Annotated in this window: 14 protein-coding genes; 6 read left to right on the forward strand and 8 right to left on the reverse strand. The window is 64.9% G+C overall.

The genetic code is table 11. The features are described 5' to 3' along the window. Positions 1 to 164 precede the first annotated feature (164 nt). Complete coding sequence (locus EFAMC2_RS09600; protein ID WP_187325276.1) at positions 165 to 3,761, reverse strand: LamG-like jellyroll fold domain-containing protein; 3,597 nt, start codon at positions 3,759 to 3,761, stop codon at positions 165 to 167. Between the two features lie 423 nt (positions 3,762 to 4,184). Here EFAMC2_RS09600 and EFAMC2_RS09605 point away from each other — a divergent pair, with 423 nt between their 5' ends. From EFAMC2_RS09605 to EFAMC2_RS09615, 4 genes are all read left to right on the forward strand, one after another. Then, positions 4,185 to 6,599 (forward strand): hypothetical protein, encoded by a 2,415-nt coding sequence (locus tag EFAMC2_RS09605; RefSeq protein WP_154028967.1) that lies wholly within the window; start codon positions 4,185 to 4,187, stop codon positions 6,597 to 6,599. A gap of 44 nt (positions 6,600 to 6,643) precedes the next feature. After that, on the forward strand, positions 6,644 to 6,778 hold the full coding sequence (locus EFAMC2_RS10420; protein ID WP_261980249.1) for a hypothetical protein: 135 nt from the start codon (positions 6,644 to 6,646) through the stop codon (positions 6,776 to 6,778). 389 nt (positions 6,779 to 7,167) lie between these two features. Further along, complete coding sequence (locus EFAMC2_RS09610; protein ID WP_154028968.1) at positions 7,168 to 7,515, forward strand: hypothetical protein; 348 nt, start codon at positions 7,168 to 7,170, stop codon at positions 7,513 to 7,515. Between the two features lie 530 nt (positions 7,516 to 8,045). Continuing rightward, positions 8,046 to 8,594: a hypothetical protein gene (locus EFAMC2_RS09615; protein ID WP_154028969.1), complete on the forward strand. Its 549-nt coding sequence runs from the start codon at positions 8,046 to 8,048 to the stop codon at positions 8,592 to 8,594. Between the two features lie 158 nt (positions 8,595 to 8,752). Here EFAMC2_RS09615 and EFAMC2_RS09620 read toward each other — a convergent pair whose 3' ends face one another. Together EFAMC2_RS09620 and EFAMC2_RS09625 are read right to left on the reverse strand one after the other, a co-directional pair. Next, a complete protein-coding gene (locus EFAMC2_RS09620) occupies positions 8,753 to 9,481 on the reverse strand; it encodes a DUF554 domain-containing protein (protein WP_154028970.1) in 729 nt (242 codons plus the stop codon). Between the two features lie 105 nt (positions 9,482 to 9,586). Further along, complete coding sequence (locus tag EFAMC2_RS09625) at positions 9,587 to 9,874, reverse strand: branched-chain amino acid transporter permease (protein WP_293819677.1); 288 nt, start codon at positions 9,872 to 9,874, stop codon at positions 9,587 to 9,589. A 418-nt stretch (positions 9,875 to 10,292) separates the two neighbouring features. Here EFAMC2_RS09625 and EFAMC2_RS09630 point away from each other — a divergent pair, with 418 nt between their 5' ends. Then, the gene (locus EFAMC2_RS09630; RefSeq protein WP_154028972.1) at positions 10,293 to 10,553 is read left to right on the forward strand and encodes a zinc-ribbon domain-containing protein; all 261 of its coding nucleotides are present in this window, start codon (positions 10,293 to 10,295) and stop codon (positions 10,551 to 10,553) included. A gap of 181 nt (positions 10,554 to 10,734) precedes the next feature. Here the strand turns inward: EFAMC2_RS09630 and EFAMC2_RS09635 are convergent, their stop codons facing one another. The 5 genes from EFAMC2_RS09635 to EFAMC2_RS09655 form a co-directional block, all read right to left on the reverse strand. Next, positions 10,735 to 11,838, reverse strand: coding sequence for a hypothetical protein (locus tag EFAMC2_RS09635; RefSeq protein ID WP_154028973.1), 1,104 nt, complete (start codon positions 11,836 to 11,838; stop codon positions 10,735 to 10,737). Next, positions 11,799 to 12,308, reverse strand: a complete 510-nt coding sequence (locus EFAMC2_RS09640) for an RNA polymerase sigma factor (protein ID WP_261980250.1) — start codon at positions 12,306 to 12,308, stop codon at positions 11,799 to 11,801. The genes EFAMC2_RS09635 and EFAMC2_RS09640 overlap by 40 nt, the downstream gene beginning before the upstream one ends. A gap of 207 nt (positions 12,309 to 12,515) precedes the next feature. Next, positions 12,516 to 16,313 (reverse strand): phosphoribosylformylglycinamidine synthase, encoded by a 3,798-nt coding sequence (locus EFAMC2_RS09645; protein WP_154028974.1) that lies wholly within the window; start codon positions 16,311 to 16,313, stop codon positions 12,516 to 12,518. A gap of 931 nt (positions 16,314 to 17,244) precedes the next feature. Continuing rightward, the gene (locus EFAMC2_RS09650; protein WP_222838593.1) at positions 17,245 to 17,421 is read right to left on the reverse strand and encodes a hypothetical protein; all 177 of its coding nucleotides are present in this window, start codon (positions 17,419 to 17,421) and stop codon (positions 17,245 to 17,247) included. Then, positions 17,418 to 18,041 (reverse strand): SDR family NAD(P)-dependent oxidoreductase, encoded by a 624-nt coding sequence (locus tag EFAMC2_RS09655; RefSeq protein ID WP_222838594.1) that lies wholly within the window; start codon positions 18,039 to 18,041, stop codon positions 17,418 to 17,420. Before EFAMC2_RS09655 ends, EFAMC2_RS09650 begins: the two co-directional genes overlap by 4 nt. Before the next feature lie 161 nt (positions 18,042 to 18,202). Here EFAMC2_RS09655 and EFAMC2_RS09660 point away from each other — a divergent pair, with 161 nt between their 5' ends. Further along, positions 18,203 to 20,602 (forward strand): U32 family peptidase, encoded by a 2,400-nt coding sequence (locus EFAMC2_RS09660; protein ID WP_154028975.1) that lies wholly within the window; start codon positions 18,203 to 18,205, stop codon positions 20,600 to 20,602. Positions 20,603 to 20,728: the final 126 nt, after the last annotated feature.

Below are 20,728 nucleotides of genomic sequence, written 5' to 3' on the forward strand. Positions count from 1 at the left end.
GCCCGGAAGCCGTGAGGCTTCCGGGCCCGTCGCGCTCGGCTGCGGGGACCGGGCGCCATGCCGAAGTGGCAGTGATAATCGGAGCCACTCGTCCGGGGCGCCGCGCGCACGGCGCCCCGGACACCTTACGGCTGCCGTTTGGCGGGCCCCGCCAGGCGAGCTCGCTACTTGGCGAGGCCGCTCTTTGCGTAGAGCTGCGCGGCATCGTCGGCCGAGAGTGCCTTGCCGTAGATGCGTGCGAAGGCGATGGCCGTGTTGCGGGCGGCCGGGTACTCCGGGCCGCCGTTGTTCCTGGACTCCCCGGCGCCGATGTAGATGGTGTTGGACTTCTCCTGGCTGCCGACGGCCTGGGCGTCGGGGCTGTTGATGCTCTGCGTGCCGTTCACGTACAGCGTCATCCGAGCCTCGCCAGAGACGGTCCCCGCGTTGTCGTTCACGGCGACGACGTGGTACCAGGTGTTGGCCTGGACACCGCTCACGCTCACGGTCTTAGATGAGCTCGCGCCCTGCTTCACCTCGAAGGTGAGCTTCGCGCCGTTGTCCTTGTCAAGGTAAAGGCCCATGCCATCGTTCTGCACGTTGTCAAACAGGCCGCGCTGGTTCTTGCCGTCGGCCTTGGCGCTCGGCACCTTGAAGAGCAGCTCCATTGTGAAGCCATTCTGCATCGCCGAGTAGTCGTCCTCGGTGAGCTTGTAGCCCAGGCCGCCCTTGCCGTCCATCATCGCGACGGGCTGGCGCAGCGTCTTGTCCATGCGCGTGCCACCGCGGTAGCGCGAGCGGTCTGGGGCGTGCTTGCCCGTCCAGTCCTGCGCGGAGCGGCGGCGGAAGTCGACGTTGAGGATGTCGGCGCCGGCGACCTCGGCTGCGACGACGGTGACGGCGACGCTCGCCGTGGTGCCGTTGACCATCGCGCTGATGTTGGCGGTGCCGAGCGTGACGGCGGTCACGAGGCCGCTCTGTGCGTCAACAGTCGCGACGGACTCGTTGTCGGAGCTCCACTTGCCGTCGTAGGCGGCGTAGGTCTGCGGGGCGTTGCTCTGGTAGGTGGCGGTGAGCTGGAGCGTCTTGCCGAGCTGCAGCTTGGCGGCGTTCTCGCTCACGCTGTCGCCAGAGATCACGACCTCGCCGGTCAGCGCACCCGTGCCCACGGTGAAGCCGAAGTGGTGGTCGCCCTGGTTCTCGAGGCCGGCCGAGGGGTCGACCTTCGAGGCGTCGGGCTCGGTGCCGCTCTCGGCGTCATCGCCCGGCTTGGCGGTGTTGTCGTCCTCGGTGAGGGTGTAGAGGATTGGCATCACAAACGTGCGCAGCGCCGGGATGTCGGGGATGGCCATGCCGGGGGTGCTGTCCGAGCCGGCGAGGGCGGAGACGAGCTTGTCGGCGGTGCCGTAGTTGCTCGAGAGCAGTTTCTTGATGATGCTGGTGAAGACCGCGCCGGCATCGATGCTCGCGAGCTTGGTCGCGTCGGTGTGGATCGCGGCGAGGATGAGCATGAGGTCGGCGGCCTTGGCCTGTCCGGCGTCGTCGGCATTGCCGTCCACGGCCTTGCGGATGAACGAGATGAGCGAGCCGTCGTTCTCGACCTTGTTGCCGTCGGCGTCCACGCCCGTGTTCGTGTTCATCGCGTCGAGGGCGGTCTGCACCCAGGCGTCGCGCTTCTCGTCGCCCTTGAGGTGGTCGGCGTAGGCGTAGTTGATGATGCCAAGCAGGTTCTCGCTGGGGTTCGCCGGAATCGGGGCGTCGCAGGCGTCGACGAGGATGCGCTGGACCGTGTCGAGCAGCTTGGCGCCCTCGACGCCGTTGTTCGTGATGATCGCGTCGAGGTCGGCGAACACCGCGTTGAGGAAAGTGTCGAGCGAGACGTCGCCCGTGGCGGAGATGGTGGCGTTGAGGTTCACCACGGCGGCGGGCATGACGCCGCCGTTCTCGGCCACGGTGTCGTACACGATCTGCGCAGCGCGCGCGTCCTGCTCGGGCGTGGTCGCAAGGGTGATGGCCGCGGTGCTTGCGTTGTCGGTGTTGTTGATGGTGATGAGGCTGTTCGCGGTGTTGTACCAGATGCTGATGGCCTTGCCGAGCACCGTCTGGTACGTCATGCCGAGTGCAAGGTCCTTGTTCGGTACGGCAATCTTCAGCCCCGCGTCCACACTCGTGTATCCGGCGTCCGTCAGGTACTTCGCCAGGAACTTGAAGACGGCGCCGTTGAGCTGGTCGGCCGTGAGCTCCTCGGTCGCGTCCGGCGCGAGCGTTGAGCTCAGCATGCTTGCGAGCAGTGCCTTGATGCCGCCACCGGGGATCTTCAGGCTCTCGATGAAGTGCGGGCCGTCCGTGGCCTCGATGTACTTGAGCGCCATGGCGCCGTACACGCCCACGACGTTGGTGAGCAGCGCCTTGGAGATGAGGCGCTCGTGGCCGAACTCCGTGATGTCGGCAATCTCGGCCTGAGCGGGCGTGCCGGCGTCGTCCCAGTTGGCGAGCGAGCCGTCCTCGTTCTTCAGCGTATAGGTCACCGCGCCCAGCTTGTGCGAGGCGAAGGCGAGGGTCGCGCCCGTGGCGCCGTCCGCGTCCTTTCCGAAGTTCAGCGTGAGGTAGCGGATGTCGGACGGGTAAGTGATGGTGGCGCAGGTCTCGATGTCGTAGATGGCGGGTACGGCGGTGGGGTGGTTCGACGTGTCCCGGAACTCGGGGAACTGGTGCACCGCCACGTCGTTGGCGTGCATGTGGCCGGTGAGCACGCAGCTGATACCCGCCCACGCGTAGTACCGGGCCACCACGTCGTAGTCCTCGACGAGGTAGTCGGCGAAGATAGTCGGCTCCTGGCCGAAGTGCGCCACGATGCCGTGGTGCTGCATGGCGAAGACGACGTCGCCGTTGTTCTTGGCGTCCTGCGCCTTCTTGAGGATCCAGGGCAGCAGGCCCGTCGTGCCGAGTTGGCTCGGGTCGAACACGGCGTTGCCGTCGGCGTCCTTGGGCACGCCGGTGATGCGGCCGTGGGTCTCGTGCTCGTCGGTGCCGGTGTCGGTGGTGTCGTAGGAGTAGCGGCAGGAGTCGACGCAGATCATCGTGACCTTGGTGCCGTCCGTGCCGTCGAAGTGCGTGACGTAGGAGGCGGCACCGGCCGTGGCGTCGTGGCCGGGCTCGGGCTGCGGGTAGTACGAGCTGTTGACGTAGAGCTCGTCCGCGTCGTTGTAGCCGCATTTGCCGTAGTAGGTGTCGCTGCGGAACTCGGAGGGCTTGACGGTGCCGGCCGGGGCGGCCTCGCCGTTGGCGGCGATCTCCTTGAAGTTGCGGCCGTCGACGTTGTTGTTGATGTCGTGGTTGCCGTTGATGATGCGGACGACGCAGCCCTCGGCGCTGTCGCCGGCGGCCTGGAGCAGCTTGGTGCGCACCTCGTTGTGGCAGACTTGCTCGCCGTCCTTGGTGAGGTCGCCGGAGACGAAGATGGCGTTCGGCTTGTAGGCGCGTACGTCCTGGAGCGCCTTGTCGAGGATGTCGGCGCTCTGGCGGAAGAGCTTGCGGTCGGAGTTCTCCGCGGAGTGGAACGCGTCGTTCTCGGCGAAGAGCGTGTGCGACATGTAGTGGATGTCGGAGAGAATCGCGACCTTCACGGTGTTGGCGTAGGGCGCGGCGGCAGAGGCCTCCTCCGCCGCGTAGGCGGCCTCGGGGTCCTGGGCGAAGGCCCAGGCGAATGCGGCGGCGCCGGCTCCGGCGAGCGCCAGGCGCATGAAGCCGCGACGCGAGATATTCGGGTTGAGTTGGGCCATGAACGTCCTTCTTTCTCGTTTTGGGGTGGGCGCGCCCCAGCCAATCGGCATAGGCCTGCAGAAAGGCCAGACGGGCCTAGCATGGACGCTCGCGTGCATAAAAGTGAAACAGGCTTGTATGAAATCTGTAATGCTGACGTAAAGGTGGAAAATCTGTTTCGCGTTTCCCGAAATACGAACCTGACAATCAATCAAAAAAATGGGAAATAGGTAAACAAGCTGGTAAATAAACATTTCTCAATTAAAGATGGAAGAAGTTGACCAGAAGGCGGTAGCCCTTACGCAAGCGTTACAGAAACGGGGGAGGGCCACCTTTTGGAATTGCCTACACTGTGGTCTGTCTTTTTCCTGAATGCATATTCGGTGGTTTCAGATGCGCCATCACAGGGGCGGCGCACCGTTGACGAGGGGAGCAAGAGGGACATGAAGAAGAGTGCTTGGGGTGGGGTGACTCCTCGTATCACGCGCGCCGCAAGTGCCGTGATCCTCGGTCTCGCCCTCACGGCAACGCCCGTGTTCGCGGTTGCCGCCGAGCAGCCCGCGACCACTGCCGCGGCCACCACGCAGGACGCCGCGACCACCAAGGCTGCCCAGTCCGAGACCACGGCTGCAACTACGGCCACGGCCACCACGCAGGCGGCCACGACCGCCTCGGACACCCAGCAGGCCACGGCTACCGCTGACAACGGCGCGGCCGATACCGTCCAGCCCGCGGCTGGTGCGGTCGATACCGTCCAGGTAACCCGCGGTGGCCAGCAGTTCATCGATGCTGTCAAAAGCGGGGCTTCCACCATTGAGCTCACCGGTAACGGCGAGGATGGCAATGGCCTGTTCAACTTTTTCCATACCAGCATTTTTGGTAAGCCCTCTTATAGCGCAACGTTTGGCACCACCCCCGAGTCCGTCAACATCGACCACGACGTGACCATCGTCAACAAGACCGGCAACCCGGATGCGTACCTCTACGGCATCGAGTTCAACGTTGCCGATCGTGCCAAGCTCACGTTCCAGGACGTCAATATCAACGACGCCCGCAACGAGGGTTCGCCCCTTGGTGCGGTCAAGCCCATTACGGTTCAGCCCGGCGGCTCTTTCGAGACCAAGGGCACCGGCGACATCGTGTCCGATAACGGTAGGGGTGAAGCCTACACCATCAAGCTTGTCTCGAGCAGCGATGCCAGCAAGCCTGCGACGGCAGTGCTCGGTGCTGCCCCGTCGGGCTTTATGGGCCAGGTCGAGGGTGGGACCGGCTGGACGGAAGACAACAAGGGCAACTACGGCGGAACCTATTGCGTAACCGCCGGGAACAACAGCAAGCTGACCATCACCGACGGTCGCTTCACGGCCGAGAATGCCAAGTATCAGGCAATCCAGTCGTACGGCACCGTCGTGATCAACCCGACCGACGATGCAAGCTTTAACGCGAATGGCAACGGTGACGACCTCGGCACCGTCCGTATCGACGGTACGAATAACGGCCAGCCGACGGGTGCGAAGCTCGTTGCGCATGACACCCAGTTCGGCTACATCGCGCCGGGCGGGCGTGCCAAGATCGGAGATGTGAATATCAAAGCGACGCTTCAGCTCGAGGGTGCCGCAAAGGCGTATCTGACGGACAGCGTCGTGTCCGACATCCCCGCCGATAGCCAGGTCGGCGAGCTTCCGGCTGTCTATCTGGATACGGCCGCTAATTTGTACGAGCAGGAGACAACCGAATCTAACGGCCCGGTTACCTTCAGCACGAGCTCCGACACCCCGAGCTTCGGCGGCTTCAAGTCCGAGTACGTCGGCGATCACCTCACGTCCGGCCAGTACAAGGCGTCCGCGCGCTTCGACAGCCAGAACGCGGTATCCGAGAGTGTGACGGATGCGAGCAAGAGCCGTGGTCTGTGGAAGCTCGCTGGCCAGGCGAGCGTTGATGACCTGGAGAAGCTGGTCGCTGCGAAGGCGGACAAGCTGACCGACGGGGCCACGGAGTCTGCGACCGATCCCAGCGATGCCGCTCAGGGCGCCACGGTGACGGCGAACCTCCCGCTTGGCAAGCCCCAGGTGTACGGCAAGTACGAGATTGCCAAGAATGCTGACACGAGCATCGAGGGCGATGGCCACGCGTATGCCTACAGCCCGGTCCATGACCTCCAGGCCGGCTGGGACGTGAGCGCCTACCGTGCCAATGGCACCTACACCGCGCCTAAGGCCGGCGCCACCTCCGGCATCGAGGGAGACACCGCCCCCGACGGCTACGTCTTCGCCGGTTGGTACACCCGTGGCGGCGACCTTCGTACGGGTACGGCCAATAACGGCTACGTCTCCGACGTTCTCCCGAAGGAGCTGCAGTTGAAGGAGGGCGCTGCCGACCAGGCTGCGCTCGTAAAGGATGCTACCGCCGGCTACGCATACGCAAAGTTCGTCCCGGCCTCTCTGCTTGATGTCAAGAGCGAGGGTCCCACGACCAAGCCGACCGGCGGCTCCACGTGGATTGCACGCTTCATGATTGCGAAGGAAAGCTACAACTACAACGGTGCCACCTTCAAGATTGAGGAGCTTGACAACACGGGCGCGGCGACCGGTCGTAAGGCGGTCATCAATACCCTTAACAACTGGGATTACGTTACGGCCAATGGTGCCAAGACTTATGCGAGCGATGTGTATGCCAAGCAGCTGCCTGAGGGCTTTAGCTCTCCGCTTCTGTGGTGCAGGGCCTACCTCAAAGGCATAGCGGCAGACTTCGATGGCTCCTTCAAGGTGACCCCCTCGTGGACCACGATGGACGGCACGGTTGTCACTGGTCCGTCTGAGACCATTGGCGCCGTGAAACTACTTGAGGGTGCCAAGTAAAGCAAATGGTGCGCTAGCGCGCGAAGACAAGAGAGGATTTGATAATGAAGCTGTATGACGATCCCGAGATGAAGGTCATTATTATCGGCGCCGATGATATTCGTACTGACAACGGTGGTACGAGCGGCGAGGATGGCGGCAGCCTCTCGAGCGCTGACGATGGTCTTGGCCTGGAGTAGCAGTAGCGTAACAGCAGAGCTGCAAAATGATGTGGGTCGGTCGGGATCTTCTGCCCGTCCAGCCTATCTTGGTGCTAGGGGGCGGCATGGGTCGCGAGCGTTTCAAAGGGCCGGGGAATCTCGTGTCGGGAGGCTCAAGGCATGTTCGGTATGCGAAGCCGGCCGTGACGGGTAGACCTTCCCCCCGGCGCAGAGACGTTGTCGTTGGCATCGGTATCGCGGTTGCGGTTTGCGTAGTATTGGGCGTGCTGGTTGCCAGGGGGTCACGGTCGGGTTCCGGAATCGGCTCGGCGAGTTCTACGAGCGCCGGTTTGTCTGCGATTGTGAATGACTCGACGTCGTCTACGGGAGACTCGAACTCGTCTTCCGCAGCGTCGGATACCGCGTTCGTGCAAGAAGCGGTGAGCGGCGATGCTGGCGCTTCAGCCGAGGCCGTGCTGCCCTCCGAGGGGGTTGGCTCCTTCGACGATGGTGTCGACACGCAAGCTGACGGGGAACCGGATGGCGGGGCGGTGAATTCTGGCGTCTCCTCGGTTAAACAGGGTGGCTCCGAATCAGATTGCCAGAAGGACTCCACGGGTGGCTCTGTCACGCAGGGCGCCAACGGCTCGTCTGCCGATAAATCCGATTCGGCTCAAGACACCGCAGGCGGTGGGTCCGGTGATGGCTCGTCCTCGAATCAGGGCGGGCAATCAAAGGGCGACGACACACCCGGCTTTGGCGCAATCATCGATTAGGGAACACGGCATGGTGACAAATAGCGCGCATGAGGAGTTTAGGGGCGTGTGTGGGAAGTCGTTTGACGCTTGCGTAGTTCCTGCCGCTGCTTACGAGGAGCCTCGTCTGATTCTCGTGCGCACGCCGGGCGATATAATCAGAACGAGCGGCGGTAAGGGTGACGACCAAGACATGGGCCCAATTATCCACGGGCTGGGTCCTGACTCCGAGCTGTAGTAATAGATTCCCGACGTAAGCCATGCCCCATGGCCGCCTCCAGGTTGTGTAGTATGGCGTGCGCCGAGATGCTCTCAAAAGATGGTTGGATGCGGTGGGTACACGGGCTGAACTGCCAGTTTCGGTGGGTGGGTTTTCTCAGGTCGCAATAGCGCGGTATGTTGAGGCCTTCGAGGCCTTCGAGTCATTTGCGATTCAGTCATCCAATTGCCCCGGGTTGCGTGACGCGAGCCATGCTCTCGAGATTGATTCCATCCCGGCTGCGTTGGACTGGGAGCGCAGCAATCCGTCTGGCAATCGAGTGCTTGCCGATATGGACGGCCTTTACAAGGCGTTTGGCGACATGTTGCCCCTGCGTCATCGCATCATCTTCCACGGCGTCGCGATGAAGTATCGCAGTGCTGGCTATGTCTTCACGGCTTCGAGTGGAACGGGCAAGAGCACGCATGCGTTCCTCTGGCAACGCTATCTCGGCCGCGCCGCGCATATCCTGAGCGGCGACAAGCCGGTTGTCTCCGGGGGCGGAGAGTGCGCTTCCGACGTTACCGTGTGGGGATCGCCGTGGGGCGGCAAGGAGCGAATCTTTGAGAACGACTCGGCGCCGCTGCGGGGTGTCTGCCTCATCAGGCGTGGGCGCACGTGTTCCATTCGTCGCGTGGAGCCGTTCGAGTTCCTGGACACTATGCTCCGCCAGACCTTTATGCCCTTCGACGAGCCTGCCGCCTCGCGAGCGCTCGAGGTCATCGATGCCGTCTTGACCAACGTGCCCCTTTGGGAGCTCACCTGCAATATATCGGAGGATGCCGTCCGCACAAGCTTCGAGGCGCTGACCGGGCTGAGTTACGAGGCACATCGTATCTAAGGGCTTTCGCGCGGAAATGAAGCCCACAAGAATCCTGGCAGGTGAAGCGCGCCTCGCCAACGGCATGGGGCGGGCCATGCGTTAGGCAGAGAAGCTGCTGGCAAGCGGCATTTCGCTCCAAAGTGATTCTCCCATGTCGAGGAGCGTATGAGGCGTGCCTAAAGATACGCCGCCACGGCAGCGATGACCACGGCCGGCAGCATGTTCGCCGGCTTGAAGGTGTGCGGCCAGATGAGGTTCACGCCAACGCAGAAAATCAGCACCGAACCTACGAGTGAGAGGTTCGCGAGGGCGGCGTTTGTGATGATGGGCTGCAGCAGCGTGGCGAGGGCGGTCATGAGGCCCTGGAAGACGCCCACGGGCAGGGCGGCGAAGACGCATCCCCTGCCCATGCTCGCTGTCATGGCGCAGACGATGATCGCATCCATCACGCCCTTGAGCGCGAGCATCGACCAATCGCCGGTGAGCCCGTCTTGAATCGAGCCAACGATGGCCATGGCGCCGATGCACACGGTGAGCGAGGCCGTGACAAACCCGTCCACAAAGCTGGAGTCGCCTTGGCTACCGGTTCGGTCGCGCAGCCAGGTGCCAAGGCCCTCGAAGCGACCATCGATGTCGAGCGCCTCGCCGATGGCCGCGCCCACGGCCATGCTTCCCACGAGCACCATGCTGCCGGTGCTTCCGAGCGTAATGCTGCCGTCTGCCGTCGCGCTCGCAGTTAGCATCTTCTCGAGCGCTCCGGCCATGCCCACGAACATCACGCAGGCACCGCAGGATTTCATGAGGGCGTCTTGCAGGCGCTTCGTCACGAAGGAGCTTGCGACGAGGCCCACGAGGCCGCCGCCGATGATGCAGGCTACGTTGATGAGCGTTCCGAGTCCTGGCATGGAGGGCTCCAAGGTCGGTTGTGGCCGCCAAGGCGGCTTGAGGCTATTGCGGGGCTGTCCGGCGAGCGTGCCGCGGACAGGGTTGATGGTGTCTGCGAATGTCGCCTATACGAGCGCGAGGTTCACGAGCACCATGTAGAGCGCCGTGCCGGCAAAAATGCTGAGGAGCATGTTGCGGCGCCACAGGTAGGCGGCAACCACCAGCGCGATGCTGATGGCCTCGGGCGTCTCATGGGTGCCCGCGAGCGGGTTCACATCCTTGAGGCAGTAGACCACGAGCAGTGCAAAGACCGCTCCGGGAAGGGCCTTGCCGAGGTGGGTGATGTAGGCCGACGTGGGCTTGCCGGGCGGAAAGGCCCAGAACGGCACGAAGCGCGTGAGGAAAATGAGCACGAGGGCCGGCACCGCACGTGGGCGTCCACCAGGGGAGGCCCATGGAGGTTGCGTAGATGCCGCAGGTGGCTCCCGTGAGCAGGAAGCCCGCAAGGATGGGAACCGTAAGCGGGAAGGCGGCGCGCAGGGCCGAACCCTGGTGCCCCGCCTGGTGCTGCTCCACGTTTCCTCCTCTGGTCGCTCGCGACGTGGTCAGAAATCCTATATATCCGCTGGGAAAGAGTCAAATTAGCGCCCCGCTCCCCTTGTCACATTCCCCTCCGCATGATTCGTCACATTTTCACGGTGCGGGCACGGTGGGGCCCGCCCGCAGCGGCGGGGAGGCCGTGATTTGTTGTGCAACAAATTGTCCGGCCGTGAGGTTGCGCTTGGCAGGACGACACGCGAATCGTGACATGCCTCGGAAGGGGAGGTCTCCATGTGCTGCGCGCGATGCGGCGCGCAGCTCGAGGATGGCGTCAAGTTCTGCACCCACTGCGGCGCCAGGGTCAAGCCGCTCGCGGCGATGGCCCCCGCATCCGGCGACGGCACCACGATGGGCGCCGAGCTTGGCAGCCTGCGCATCTCGGGCAGCTACGACCCCTTAGGCGAGGCGGGCAAGGCGGCCGTCGCGGCCAAGAGGGGCGAGGCGTCCGGCGGAGACTTCACGCGGAGCATACCGACCAGGGCTGCAAGGTGACCTGGCCACCAAGAACGCCTGGCTCGGCTACGCGAACGCCTACCTGCGCGCGGTGGGCAGGTAGGCGTCCTGGTTCGTGATATGACGAATCATACGGATGAAAGCGCGACAGGATGGGCGAGTGGCCGGCGAGCCCAAAATGCGACATATCATCCGGAAGGAAATGTGACAGCGGGGGGGGTTAGGACGTGGGCGTGAGGGCGCAGGAGGCGTCCTTCCTCCCGTCGTTGGCGTACCGGTGCACGCCCATCAAGACGCTGTCAACGGTGGCGGGGTCGGTGATCTGCGAGAGCGAGAGGATTATGCACTCGTCGTCACCCTCGTCCCATCTGTAGGAGGTGTAGTAGTTGGTCTCGCTCGTTGCTCCGGAGTCGTAGTCGTGGTCGAGGACTGTCTGGGTCGTGCCGTCGGCATGGCTGAGCTGGAGCAGGTCCATGCTGTGCTCACCCTGCGCATTGGAAAAACTGGCCTTGAGGCTGAGCGGGGAGAGGCTGACGACGGTCCCCGATTCGTCGGAGAACTCCCGCGTGCCCACGACCCTGCTGGGCGTGAAAGTGCCGGTGACGGCATCTCCACCTGGCGTGCCGCCAAGGACCCAGGCAACCCCGCTCGCAAAGGCGTCCGTCCCCTTCGAGGTGAAGTACATGGTGCCGTGGAGCTCGGTGTCGGTCGAGGCCGAGGCGTCGTAGTAGCAGCGGGTATCCGGGAAGTCCCCGCCGGGGAACTCCATAGAGACGAGCCCCAGGTCAGAATCGCCGTCAAACACCAGCTCGCCGGGCACGGCGTCGGGAAGCAGCCTGAAGCCGTGGTCGCTCGCGAGCGTGAACGTGGCGACGCCCGCGCCGTTGGCGTCGAGGACCATCGACTCGACCGTGAGCGTGTAGCCGTTCGCGGTCGTCGTGAGGTTGACCGGCTCGGTGGCGTCCGCGATGGTCTGGGCCACGTCCTCGCCGGCGGCGGGGGTGAGGCTCTGGGAGAAGTTGTAGACGCTCTTCCCGTCGTCTCCCCTGATGCTCCAGGCTGCGGTGTCGCCGAGCCCGTGTCCGCTATAGGCGCGGGCAAGAAGGTCGCTGTTCACGATGGCGTAGGCGGTGCCGCCCAGGGTCAGGGTCAGGGCGATTGCGAGGGCAAGGACGGTGGCGACCCGTGGTGCATGGCCGCGGCGCCTCGCGGAGCCGCGGGCCGCCGCGAGGGCGCGGTCGGCCAGGTCGTCTGCGGCATGCAGGCTGTCGAGGGCCTCGCCCATCAGTGATTCGGGCGTGTTGCCATGGAGTGGGGCTCCCATGATTCCTCCTCGTTCAGATAGGTGCGAAGCTGGGTGCGGGCACGTGTCAGGCGGGTTCGTACGGTCGCGGGCGGCACGCGTAGCAGCCGGGCGATCTCGTCTGTGGGGTAGTTGCCCCAGTAGTAGAGCACGAGCGGCACGCGGTACTTCTCGGAAAGCCTCATGACCTGCGTGAACAGGTCCACGTGCTCCTCGCTGGGCATTGCGAGCGTCTCGGCGTAGGACTCGATGGACTCGATGCGGCGCCAGGGCCGTCGAAACAGGGACTTGCACGTGTTGATGGTGACGCGCACGAGCCAGTTCCTGAGATGCCCGTCGGACATGAATGCGTCATCGTGGCGAAGCAGCTTCACGAACACGTCCTGCGCCACGTCGTCGGCGTCAGCCGCGTCGCGCATGTAGGTGTAGGCGAGGCGGAACACCATGTCGCGATGGCGCTCGACCGCCTGTCTGAACTCGTCGTTCTGCACGTACCCACCTCCTACTCCTCTGGTTGCGCACGCGGGGGTGCTCCGCCGCGTGTGGTGGCTTGTGGGTCTGAAGGCCTTCACGAGAAGTACGCGGGAGGGGAGGGATTTGTTTCAAGGGGAATGGCGATGCGTGGAAAAACGGGACCCAGGCGTGCGCCTGGGTCCCGAAATGTGTCAGATCGAACGGAAGGAAATATGACAGGGTGGTTAGGCGAAGTAGGCCACGCCACTCTCAAAGATTGGCATGAACTTCTCGCCCGGTACGTTGGCGTAGAGGCCCTCGCCGCGACGCTCCACGTGACCCATCTTGCCAAACACGCGGCCGTCGGGGCTCGTGATGCCCTCGATGCAGCCGAGCGAGCCGTTGGGGTTCACGGCAAGGTCCATGCTCGGCTTGCCGTCCTCGCCCACGTACTGCGTGGCGATCTGCCCGCCGGCGCGCAGCTGGTCGAGCACGGCGTCGCTCGCCACGAAGCGACCCTCGCCGTGGCTGATGGCCACGGTGTAGACGTCGCCCGGCTTGCAGGCACTCATCCACGGGGAGAGGTCGCTGGCCACGCGCGTGCGCACCAGGCGGCTCTGGTGGCGGCCGATGGTGTTGAACGTGAGCGTGGGTGCGACGGCCGTGGCGTCGACGATGTCGCCGTAGGGCACGAGGCCGAGCTTGATGAGGGCCTGGAAGCCGTTGCAGATGCCCAGCATGAGGCCGTCTCGGGCCTTGAGCAGGTCACGCACTGCCTCGGTGACCTCGGGCGCGCGGAAGAAGGCCGTGATGAACTTCGCGGAGCCGTCGGGCTCGTCGCCGCCGGAGAAGCCACCCGGAATCATCACGATCTGGCTCTCGCGGATGCGGCGCGCAAGCTCGGCCGTGCTCCCGGCAACGGCCTCGGGCGTGAGGTTGTTGATGACGAAGACGTCGGCCTCGGCGCCGGCGGCCTCGAAGGCGCGCGCGGAGTCGTACTCGCAGTTGTTGCCTGGGAACACGGGGATGATGACGCGCGGGCGCGCGATCTTGACGCCGGTGAAGACGGCGGGCGCGGTGCCATGGTCGGCCGCGAGCCAGGTCTCGGCGGGCACCTCGGGCAGCTTGGCGCCGGCGGCGGTACGGTAGGGGAAGACGCCCTCGATGCTGTGCTCCCAGGCCTCCTGCAGGCTGGCGAGATCAACATGCTCGCCCTCGGCCACGAGCTCGTAGGACTCGGTGGTCTCGCCGATGACGGAGATTGCCACCGCGTCCGTGTGCTCGGGAAGCTTGGCGCCGTCGGCCAGCTCAACGATGAAGCTGCCGTAGGCGGGGGCAAAGAGGCTGTCTGCCGGGACGTTCGGGTCCAGCGTCACGCCAATGCCGTTGCCCACGCACATCTTGAAGAGGGCCTCGGCGTCTCCGCCGTAGCCCGGGGTGGAGATGGCCAGGGCCTCGCCGCGCTCCACGAGCCCCTCCACCAGCTCGAAGGCCTCGAGCAGGCCCGTGACCTCCGGGCGCCAGTCGTCGCCGTACTCGGCCGGGTCGATGCAGATGACGCGGTGGCCGGCTCCCTTGAACTCGGGGGAGGTGACGCGGGCGGCCTTGCCCACGGCCACGGCGAAGCTGATGAGGGTGGGCGGCACGTTGAGCTCGGCCCCCTGCTCCTCAAAGCTGCCGCTCATGGAGTCCTTGCCACCGATGGCGCCGGCGCCCAGGTCAATCTGCGCCATGAGGGCGCCCAGCACGGCCGCGGCCGGCTTGCCCCAGCGCTCGGGCACGTCACGCAGGCGCTCGAAGTACTCCTGGAAGGAGAGGTAGGCGTCCTCGTGGCGGAATCCGGCAGCCACCAGGCGCGCGATGCTCTCGACTACGGAGAGGTAGGCGCCGGCGAACTGGTTCTGCTCCATGAGGTAGGGGTTGAAGCCCCAGGCCATGGCGGAGGCCGTGGTGGTCTCGCCCGTCACCGGGAACTTGGCGACCATGGCCATGCTCGGCGTGAGCTGGTGCTTGCCGCCAAACGGCATGAGCACGGTGGCTGCGCCGATGGTGGAGTCGAAGCGCTCGGAGAGGCCCTTGTTGGAGGCAACGTTGAGGTCGGTGACCAGCGAGTTCATGCGCTCGCCAAAGCTTGCGCCCTCCCAGCTGGGCTCCCACTTGCCCTGCTCCTCCACGTGCACGTCCATGTGCTTGGGGGCGCCGTTGCTGGCAAGGAACTCGCGAGAGAGGTCGACGATCGTGTCGCCGTTCCACTCGATGCGGACGCGCGGCTCCTCGGTGACGGTGGCGATGACCGTGGCCTCGAGGTTCTCCTCGCGGGCGTAGCCGAGGAACTCGTCAACGTCGCTGGCTGCCAGGGCCACGGCCATGCGCTCCTGACTCTCGGAGATGGCGAGCTCGGTGCCATCGAGGCCCTCGTACTTCTTGGTGACCTTGTTGAGGTCGATGTGCAGTCCGTCGGCCAGCTCGCCCACGGCCACGCTCACGCCGCCGGCGCCAAAGTCGTTGCAGCGCTTGATGAGACGGCAGGCGTCGCCGCGGCGGAAGAGGCGCTGGAGCTTGCGCTCGATGGGGGCATTGCCCTTCTGCACCTCGGCGCCGCACTCCTCGAGGCTCTCGACGTTCTGCGTCTTGGACGAGCCGGTGGCGCCGCCGATGCCGTCGCGGCCGGTGCGGCCGCCCAACAGCACGATCTTGTCGCCGGGGGCGGGGCACTCGCGGCGCACGTGGTTGGCCGGCGTGGCTCCCACGACGGCGCCCACCTCCATGCGCTTGGCCATGTAGCCGGGGTGGTAGAGCTCGGAAACCTGGCCGGTGGCGAGGCCAATCTGGTTGCCGTAGCTGGAGTAGCCGGCAGCAGCGGTGGTCACGAGCTTGCGCTGCGGGAGCTTGCCGGGAAGCGTCTCGGAGACGGGGCGCGTGGGGTCGGCCGCGCCGGTGACGCGCATGGCCTGGTAGACGTAACTGCGGCCGGAGAGCGGGTCGCGGATGGCGCCGCCGATGCAGGTGGCCGCGCCGCCGAACGGCTCAATCTCGGTGGGGTGGTTGTGCGTTTCGTTCTTGAAGAGGAAGAGCCAGTCCTGGTCCTCGCCGTCAACGTCCACGGTGACCTTCACGGTGCAGGCGTTGATCTCCTCGGACTCGTCCAGGTTCTTGAGCTGGCCGGTGTGCTTGAGCCACTTGGCGCCGATGGTGCCCATGTCCATGAGGCAGACCGGCTTAGCGTCGCGGCCAAGCTCGTGACGCACCTCGAGGTACTTCTCGAAGGCGGCCTTCACCGCGGCGTCATCGATTTGGACGTTCTCGAGCTGCGTGCCAAAGGTGGTGTGGCGGCAGTGGTCAGACCAGTAGGTGTCGATGACGCGAATCTCGGTGATGGAGGGGTCGCGTTGCTCGGCCGCGAAGTACTCCTGGCAGAACTTGGTGTCCGCGAGGTCCATGGCCAGGCCGCGGTTGGCGATGAGCTGCTTGAGGCCGGCCTCGTCCAGCTTACGGAAGCCGTCGAGCACCTCGACCTTCTCGGGAACGGTAACGTCCATCTTGAGCGTGGCCTTGGGGGCAAGCGATGCCTCGCGGGCCTCGACCGGGTTGATGACGTAGTGCTTGATGGCGGCGACGTCCTCGTCGGAGAGGTCACCGGTGAGCACGTAGACCTTGGCGGAGCGAACATCCGGGCGCTCGCCGGCGCTGATGAGCTGCACGCACTCGCTGGCGGAGTCTGCGCGCTGGTCGAACTGGCCGGGCAGGTACTCCACGGCGAAGACGGCCGTGCCCTCTGGCGCCTCGGTGACGAAGCCGTCCTCGCCGAGCTTGAGGGAGGGGACGGGGAGCTCTGCGGTGGCCGTGTCTACCTGCGGCTCGCTGAACACGACGGGGATGAAGCGCTGGAACAGCTCCTCATCGATGCCCTCGACGTCGTAGCGGTTGACGAGGCGTAGGCCCTCGAGGCCCTTGACGCCCAGGATGGTGCGCAGCTCGGAGCGGAGCTGCTGCGCCTCCACGTCGAAGCCCGGCTTCTTCTCTACGTAGATGCGTGAGACCATTGGTCCTGCCCTTCTTGGGTTGTCCGCGTGTGTTGTGCAGCTGCCAGCCAAGGCACAGCTGGGCGGCCTGGCTTGCAACGTTCCATTATGAGCGATGTGGGGGTTGCTGGTCGATGCGGAGAAGGGGATTCCGCCGCGCGAATCCGATGCCGGGTGGCCTGCCTGCAATCCGCATGCTGTGGACGGAATCCACAGGTTAGTGTTTGGTGACCCAGCAGGCAGCCCGCACATCGCGAACGATGCCTCGAAGCAAGAACCTGGAGCCGGGCACCTCCGTAGATGGTCTGAATGCTGCGAGTGGAATCTCGACATCCGAATTCGCCGCGAGACGTCTCGCCTGCGATTTGCGTGCCGCGGAGGAATACTGAAGCCCGACTCTGGCACCAGGCGACTTGGCAATAAGCTGCACATTGAGGTGGAGTTTCGGCGTGCGGGCTCGACTGGATGTGGGTCTCTTGTTTAATTTTTTCGAGTGTGAAGTGGTTTTTTGCGGTGCTCTGAGTAGCGCCTCCTTTTACTCCGCGAAAAGATGCAGGTCAATGGCTTGCCGCATGGAGCCGATACTCCAGGGGTCGGGAATAGTAGCTTCACAAACGAAAAAAATAAACACGGGACAGTCGCGCGAGGCTATGAAGTCCCGGAAGAGGGATGGGCCACGGGGCGAAGGGGCAGAGGCGCCGGCCGCCAATGCGGTCCGGCACCTCTTTGTCTGGCTGCCTCGCGAGGCGGCTTATCTTTCGTCTGGCCTTGCCCGTGTGGGGCGAACCGAATGGGCGGCCCGCCTTTCTCGCTTCTACAGGCTGGTCTTTGCCCACGTGGGGCGAACTCGCCGTTGGCGAGCAGCAGCACGTCAGAATGGGGCTGGTCCTTGCCCGCGTGGGGCGAATGCTAAATGCGCGCAATGCGCGCCATCTTCGCTCCCGTCAAGCGGCTAGTCCTTGTCGGCGTAGAACGAGCCCATGTAGCGGATGTACTCGTCCTCGGTGTGGTTGGCCTTCCAGTCGTGGACACTCTTCTTGTTGCGCTCGCCTGCAATGACCGAGAGCTCCTTGCCGAGCTTCTCGAAGGCCTCGTCCACGCACTCCTCCGGCGTGAGGGCAATCTTCATGACCGCCTCGCCCTGGGACCCCCCGGAAGGTTGCGCAGCAGGCTCGGGGTGAGCGTGGTGCCCAGCGTGATGACCTCAACGTCCACGCCGGTCTTCTCGCACTCGCAGGCTACGGCCTCGGTCATCTTGAGAATGAATGCCTTGCCAGCGCCGTACTGACCGTTCCACGGCGAGCTCGAGATGCCCGTCATGCTGGAGACATTGATGACGGCACCGCGGTCCTGCGCGGCGAAGATCTGCATGTAGTGGTGGAAGCACTTGAGGAACGTCGCCACGTTCACGTTGATCATGGCCTCGTGCTTCTCCCAGGGGGTGTCCTGGATCTTGCCAAACGAGTGCAGGCAGGCAACATAGCTCATGAAGCCCATGTCGAGCCCCTCGGTGGCGGCGAAGACCGTCTCGGCGGCATCGGGCTGGGAGAAGTCGGCGCGCACGACCTTGGTCTGGACGCCGTACGTGGCCTCGATCTCCTTGGCGAGCTCGTGGAGCTTCTCCTCGCGGCGGCCCACCATCACGACGCTCATACCACCCTTGGCGATCTTCTCGCAGAAGGCCTTGCCAACGCCCTCGGTGGCGCCCAGGATAACGCCCCACTCGCCGTACTTCTCGCGCAGATTCATAATGCTCTCCCTTGCTGGTTGCGGCCGGGTTGTGCCCGTGCGGCACGTCGGTTCCGGGACGCAATGATGGGAGCCTTGCGGGGCGGTTCAAGCGCCTTTCGGTGAGTGGCCGCCGTATTGACTTTCGCTAGACTGGTGTTCTTGTGAATCGAGGGAGAGGCATGATGGCAAAGAAGCCCGAGCTATTGGCGCCCGCACGTGACCGTGAAGCATTCCTGGCGGCCATTGCGGCGGGTGCCGACGCCATCTATTGCGGCATTGCGGGCGGACTCAATGCCCGACGCAAGGCGGCTGGCATCGCCGAGGATGAGCTCCCAGACCTCTGCGCCTTTGCCCATGCGCGCAGAGCCCGTGTGTATGTGACGGCCAACATCGTCGTGAAGCAGGGCGAGCTTGCCGGTGCCATCGAGGCGCTCGGGCGCTACGCGGCCGCTAGCGTCGACGCCTTCATCATTCAGGACTGGGGCCTGCTGGCCGAGGTTCGCCGCGCGCTCCCCGGGGCAGAGGTTCACGTTTCCACGCAGGCCAATGTGCACGATGCGCGGGGCGTCGCGCTCTGCGCGAGGCTGGGTGCCGCGCGCGTGACGCTTTCGCGCGAGCTGTCCCTTGCCGAGATCGGGGCGATCGCACGGGCCGAGCGTGAGCGTGCGGCGCGCGAGGGTGGCACCCCCTGCGAGCTTGAGGTCTTTGCGCATGGGGCCATCTGCCCCAGCTACTCGGGCGTCTGCATGCTCTCGAGCTTTCTGCGTGAGGGGCGCTCCCCCAACCGTGGTCTCTGCGCGCAGCCGTGCCGACTCCCGTTTGACCTTGTGGGCGAGGAAGGTACGCGCCTGCAGCCTCTGGAGCGGGAGCGGCCGCTCTGCACGCATGACAACTGCGCAATCGTTGACATCCCGGGGCTTGCGGCCGCGGGTGTGGCATCGCTCAAGCTCGAGGGCCGCATGAAGCCGGCGACCTATGTGCACGCGGTTGTCGCCGCCTGGCGCTCGGGGCTTGATGGCGCGGGCTTGCGCCGTCGAGACCTCAAACGTAGCTTCAATCGTGGCCTCACGGACGCCTACCTGCGCGGGACTTCGGGCAATGAGCTTATGAGCTATGAGCGGTCTGGCAACCGTGGCGAGCTTGTGGGCGAGGTTGTTGGCTTTGAGCCGGAACCGGGCTTCGTGCCCCGCGACGGTCAGCAGGTGCGCGGCGAGGCGCTTGTGAGCCTGACGGCGTCCGTTTCCCGGGGTGATTCCCTCGAGCTGCGCCATCCCGTCGAACCGACGCGCTTTCTTGTGGTGGAGGTGCCGGGCGAAGCCGGGCCGGGCAAGGAGCTGAGGGTTCGCGTTCCGCGGCCCATGCCGCCGGGCTGCGAGGCACGCGTTACCAAGAGCGTGGCGCTCGAGCGTGCGGCGGCTGAGGTCGTTGCGGCTATGGAGGCCGAGCTCTGCCGGGGCGACTGGCGCGACTGTGGCGAGGGAGGCGGCAGCGAGGGTGCTTTAGCGGAGCGGGCTCGGTGTGCGGGGACGGTGGGTTCCGAGATGCTGCCGGGCGCGACCTCTTGGGCTGCCGGGGCAGACGACTCCGGGGCGCTCTCCGTTGCCACCACCCAGGGTGCCGTGTCGCATAATTCCGGGGCGCTCATCGGCGCCTCCTTGCAGGGTGCCGATGCGGGAGATGCGAGGCGAAGGGCTGCCGAGGCCAAGCCGGGGGTTTCGTCCCTTCCTCTCGCGCGCGCCTCCGACGGCGTGGAGATCTGCGCCCTTGTTAGCAACGCGGATGAAGCCCGGGTGCTTCGGAGTGCGGGTGCCACGCGGGTGTACCTCGACGTCTCTGGCATCGAGGCCTCGGCGGGGCAGGTTGAGATGGCGCACGAGCTGAATCTTGTGCCCGTGCTGGACGAGGTATGCCGGGAGCCGGACCACACGCGGCTCGATCCCTGGGTCGCGGCCGGGGTGGAGGGGGTGGTGGGGAATGTGTCCGAGCTTGCCCTTGCGCGCGAGCTTGGCGTGGCGGCGGAGACAAGGAGCTGCATTCCCGTGCACAACGTGGAGGCCCTGGCGCAGCTGGGCCGCCTTGGCGCCCGTGGCGTGTGGCTGTCTCCCGAGCTTTCCCTTGCCGAAATTGGCGAGCTGGCGAGCGCTGCCGACGCCATGGGCCTGGACGTGGCGCTTGGCATCTCCGTGTTCGGACGCCCGCGTCTCATGACCTGCGAGCACTGCGTGCTGCAGGTTGCCTACGGCTGCAATCGCAACCATGCCAGCTGTCGTCGCCGTCTCCAGAAGCATTGGCTGGTCAACGTCGATGACCGGCGCCTCCCCACGGTGACTGACGGGCGGGGGCGCTCCCGCGTCTACCTCGATGAGCCGGTCGACCTTGTCTCGCGTGCGGGAGGGCTTGTTGCCGCTGGTGTGACGCGGTTGCTGGTCGATGCCGTCTCCACGGATGTCGATGTTGCCGAGGGGGTCGTGAGCCGTCTTGCGCGTGGAAAGGCGGACGGCTTCTCTGTGACGGAGAGTTCTTGCCCGGGTGCCTGCGAGGCGGGATTCTCTGGCCTTATTGATGGCGGGGTCGCTTAGTTATGCATTGCTGATACGCAGAAATTGAAGAGGTTTTTGTAACCTTCATCTGCAAATATACAATGTTGAGCGACTTTTTTACGAATACTGACGGAGCTTAGTGTTACTTTGTTAGCATCAAAGTAG

It is taken from the genome of Olsenella uli (assembly GCF_901212655.1).
GTDB lineage: Bacteria > Actinomycetota > Coriobacteriia > Coriobacteriales > Atopobiaceae > Parolsenella > Parolsenella uli_A.

Excerpts from the sequence above, each read along its gene's own strand:
- EFAMC2_RS09660 (WP_154028975.1), top strand. The coding sequence starts at position 18,203 with ATGATGGCAAAGAAGCCCGAGCTATTGGCGCCCGCACGTGACCGTGAA.
- EFAMC2_RS09655 (WP_222838594.1), bottom strand. The coding sequence starts at position 18,041 with ATGAATCTGCGCGAGAAGTACGGCGAGTGGGGCGTTATCCTGGGCGCC.
- EFAMC2_RS09620 (WP_154028970.1), bottom strand. The coding sequence starts at position 9,481 with ATGCCAGGACTCGGAACGCTCATCAACGTAGCCTGCATCATCGGCGGC.
- EFAMC2_RS09605 (WP_154028967.1), top strand. The coding sequence starts at position 4,185 with ATGAAGAAGAGTGCTTGGGGTGGGGTGACTCCTCGTATCACGCGCGCC.
- EFAMC2_RS09645 (WP_154028974.1), bottom strand. The coding sequence starts at position 16,313 with ATGGTCTCACGCATCTACGTAGAGAAGAAGCCGGGCTTCGACGTGGAG.
- EFAMC2_RS09615 (WP_154028969.1), top strand. The coding sequence starts at position 8,046 with ATGGACGGCCTTTACAAGGCGTTTGGCGACATGTTGCCCCTGCGTCAT.
- EFAMC2_RS09635 (WP_154028973.1), bottom strand. The coding sequence starts at position 11,838 with ATGGGAGCCCCACTCCATGGCAACACGCCCGAATCACTGATGGGCGAG.
- EFAMC2_RS10420 (WP_261980249.1), top strand. The coding sequence starts at position 6,644 with ATGAAGCTGTATGACGATCCCGAGATGAAGGTCATTATTATCGGCGCC.
- EFAMC2_RS09600 (WP_187325276.1), bottom strand. The coding sequence starts at position 3,761 with ATGGCCCAACTCAACCCGAATATCTCGCGTCGCGGCTTCATGCGCCTG.
- EFAMC2_RS09630 (WP_154028972.1), top strand. The coding sequence starts at position 10,293 with ATGTGCTGCGCGCGATGCGGCGCGCAGCTCGAGGATGGCGTCAAGTTC.
- EFAMC2_RS09650 (WP_222838593.1), bottom strand. The coding sequence starts at position 17,421 with ATGAAGATTGCCCTCACGCCGGAGGAGTGCGTGGACGAGGCCTTCGAG.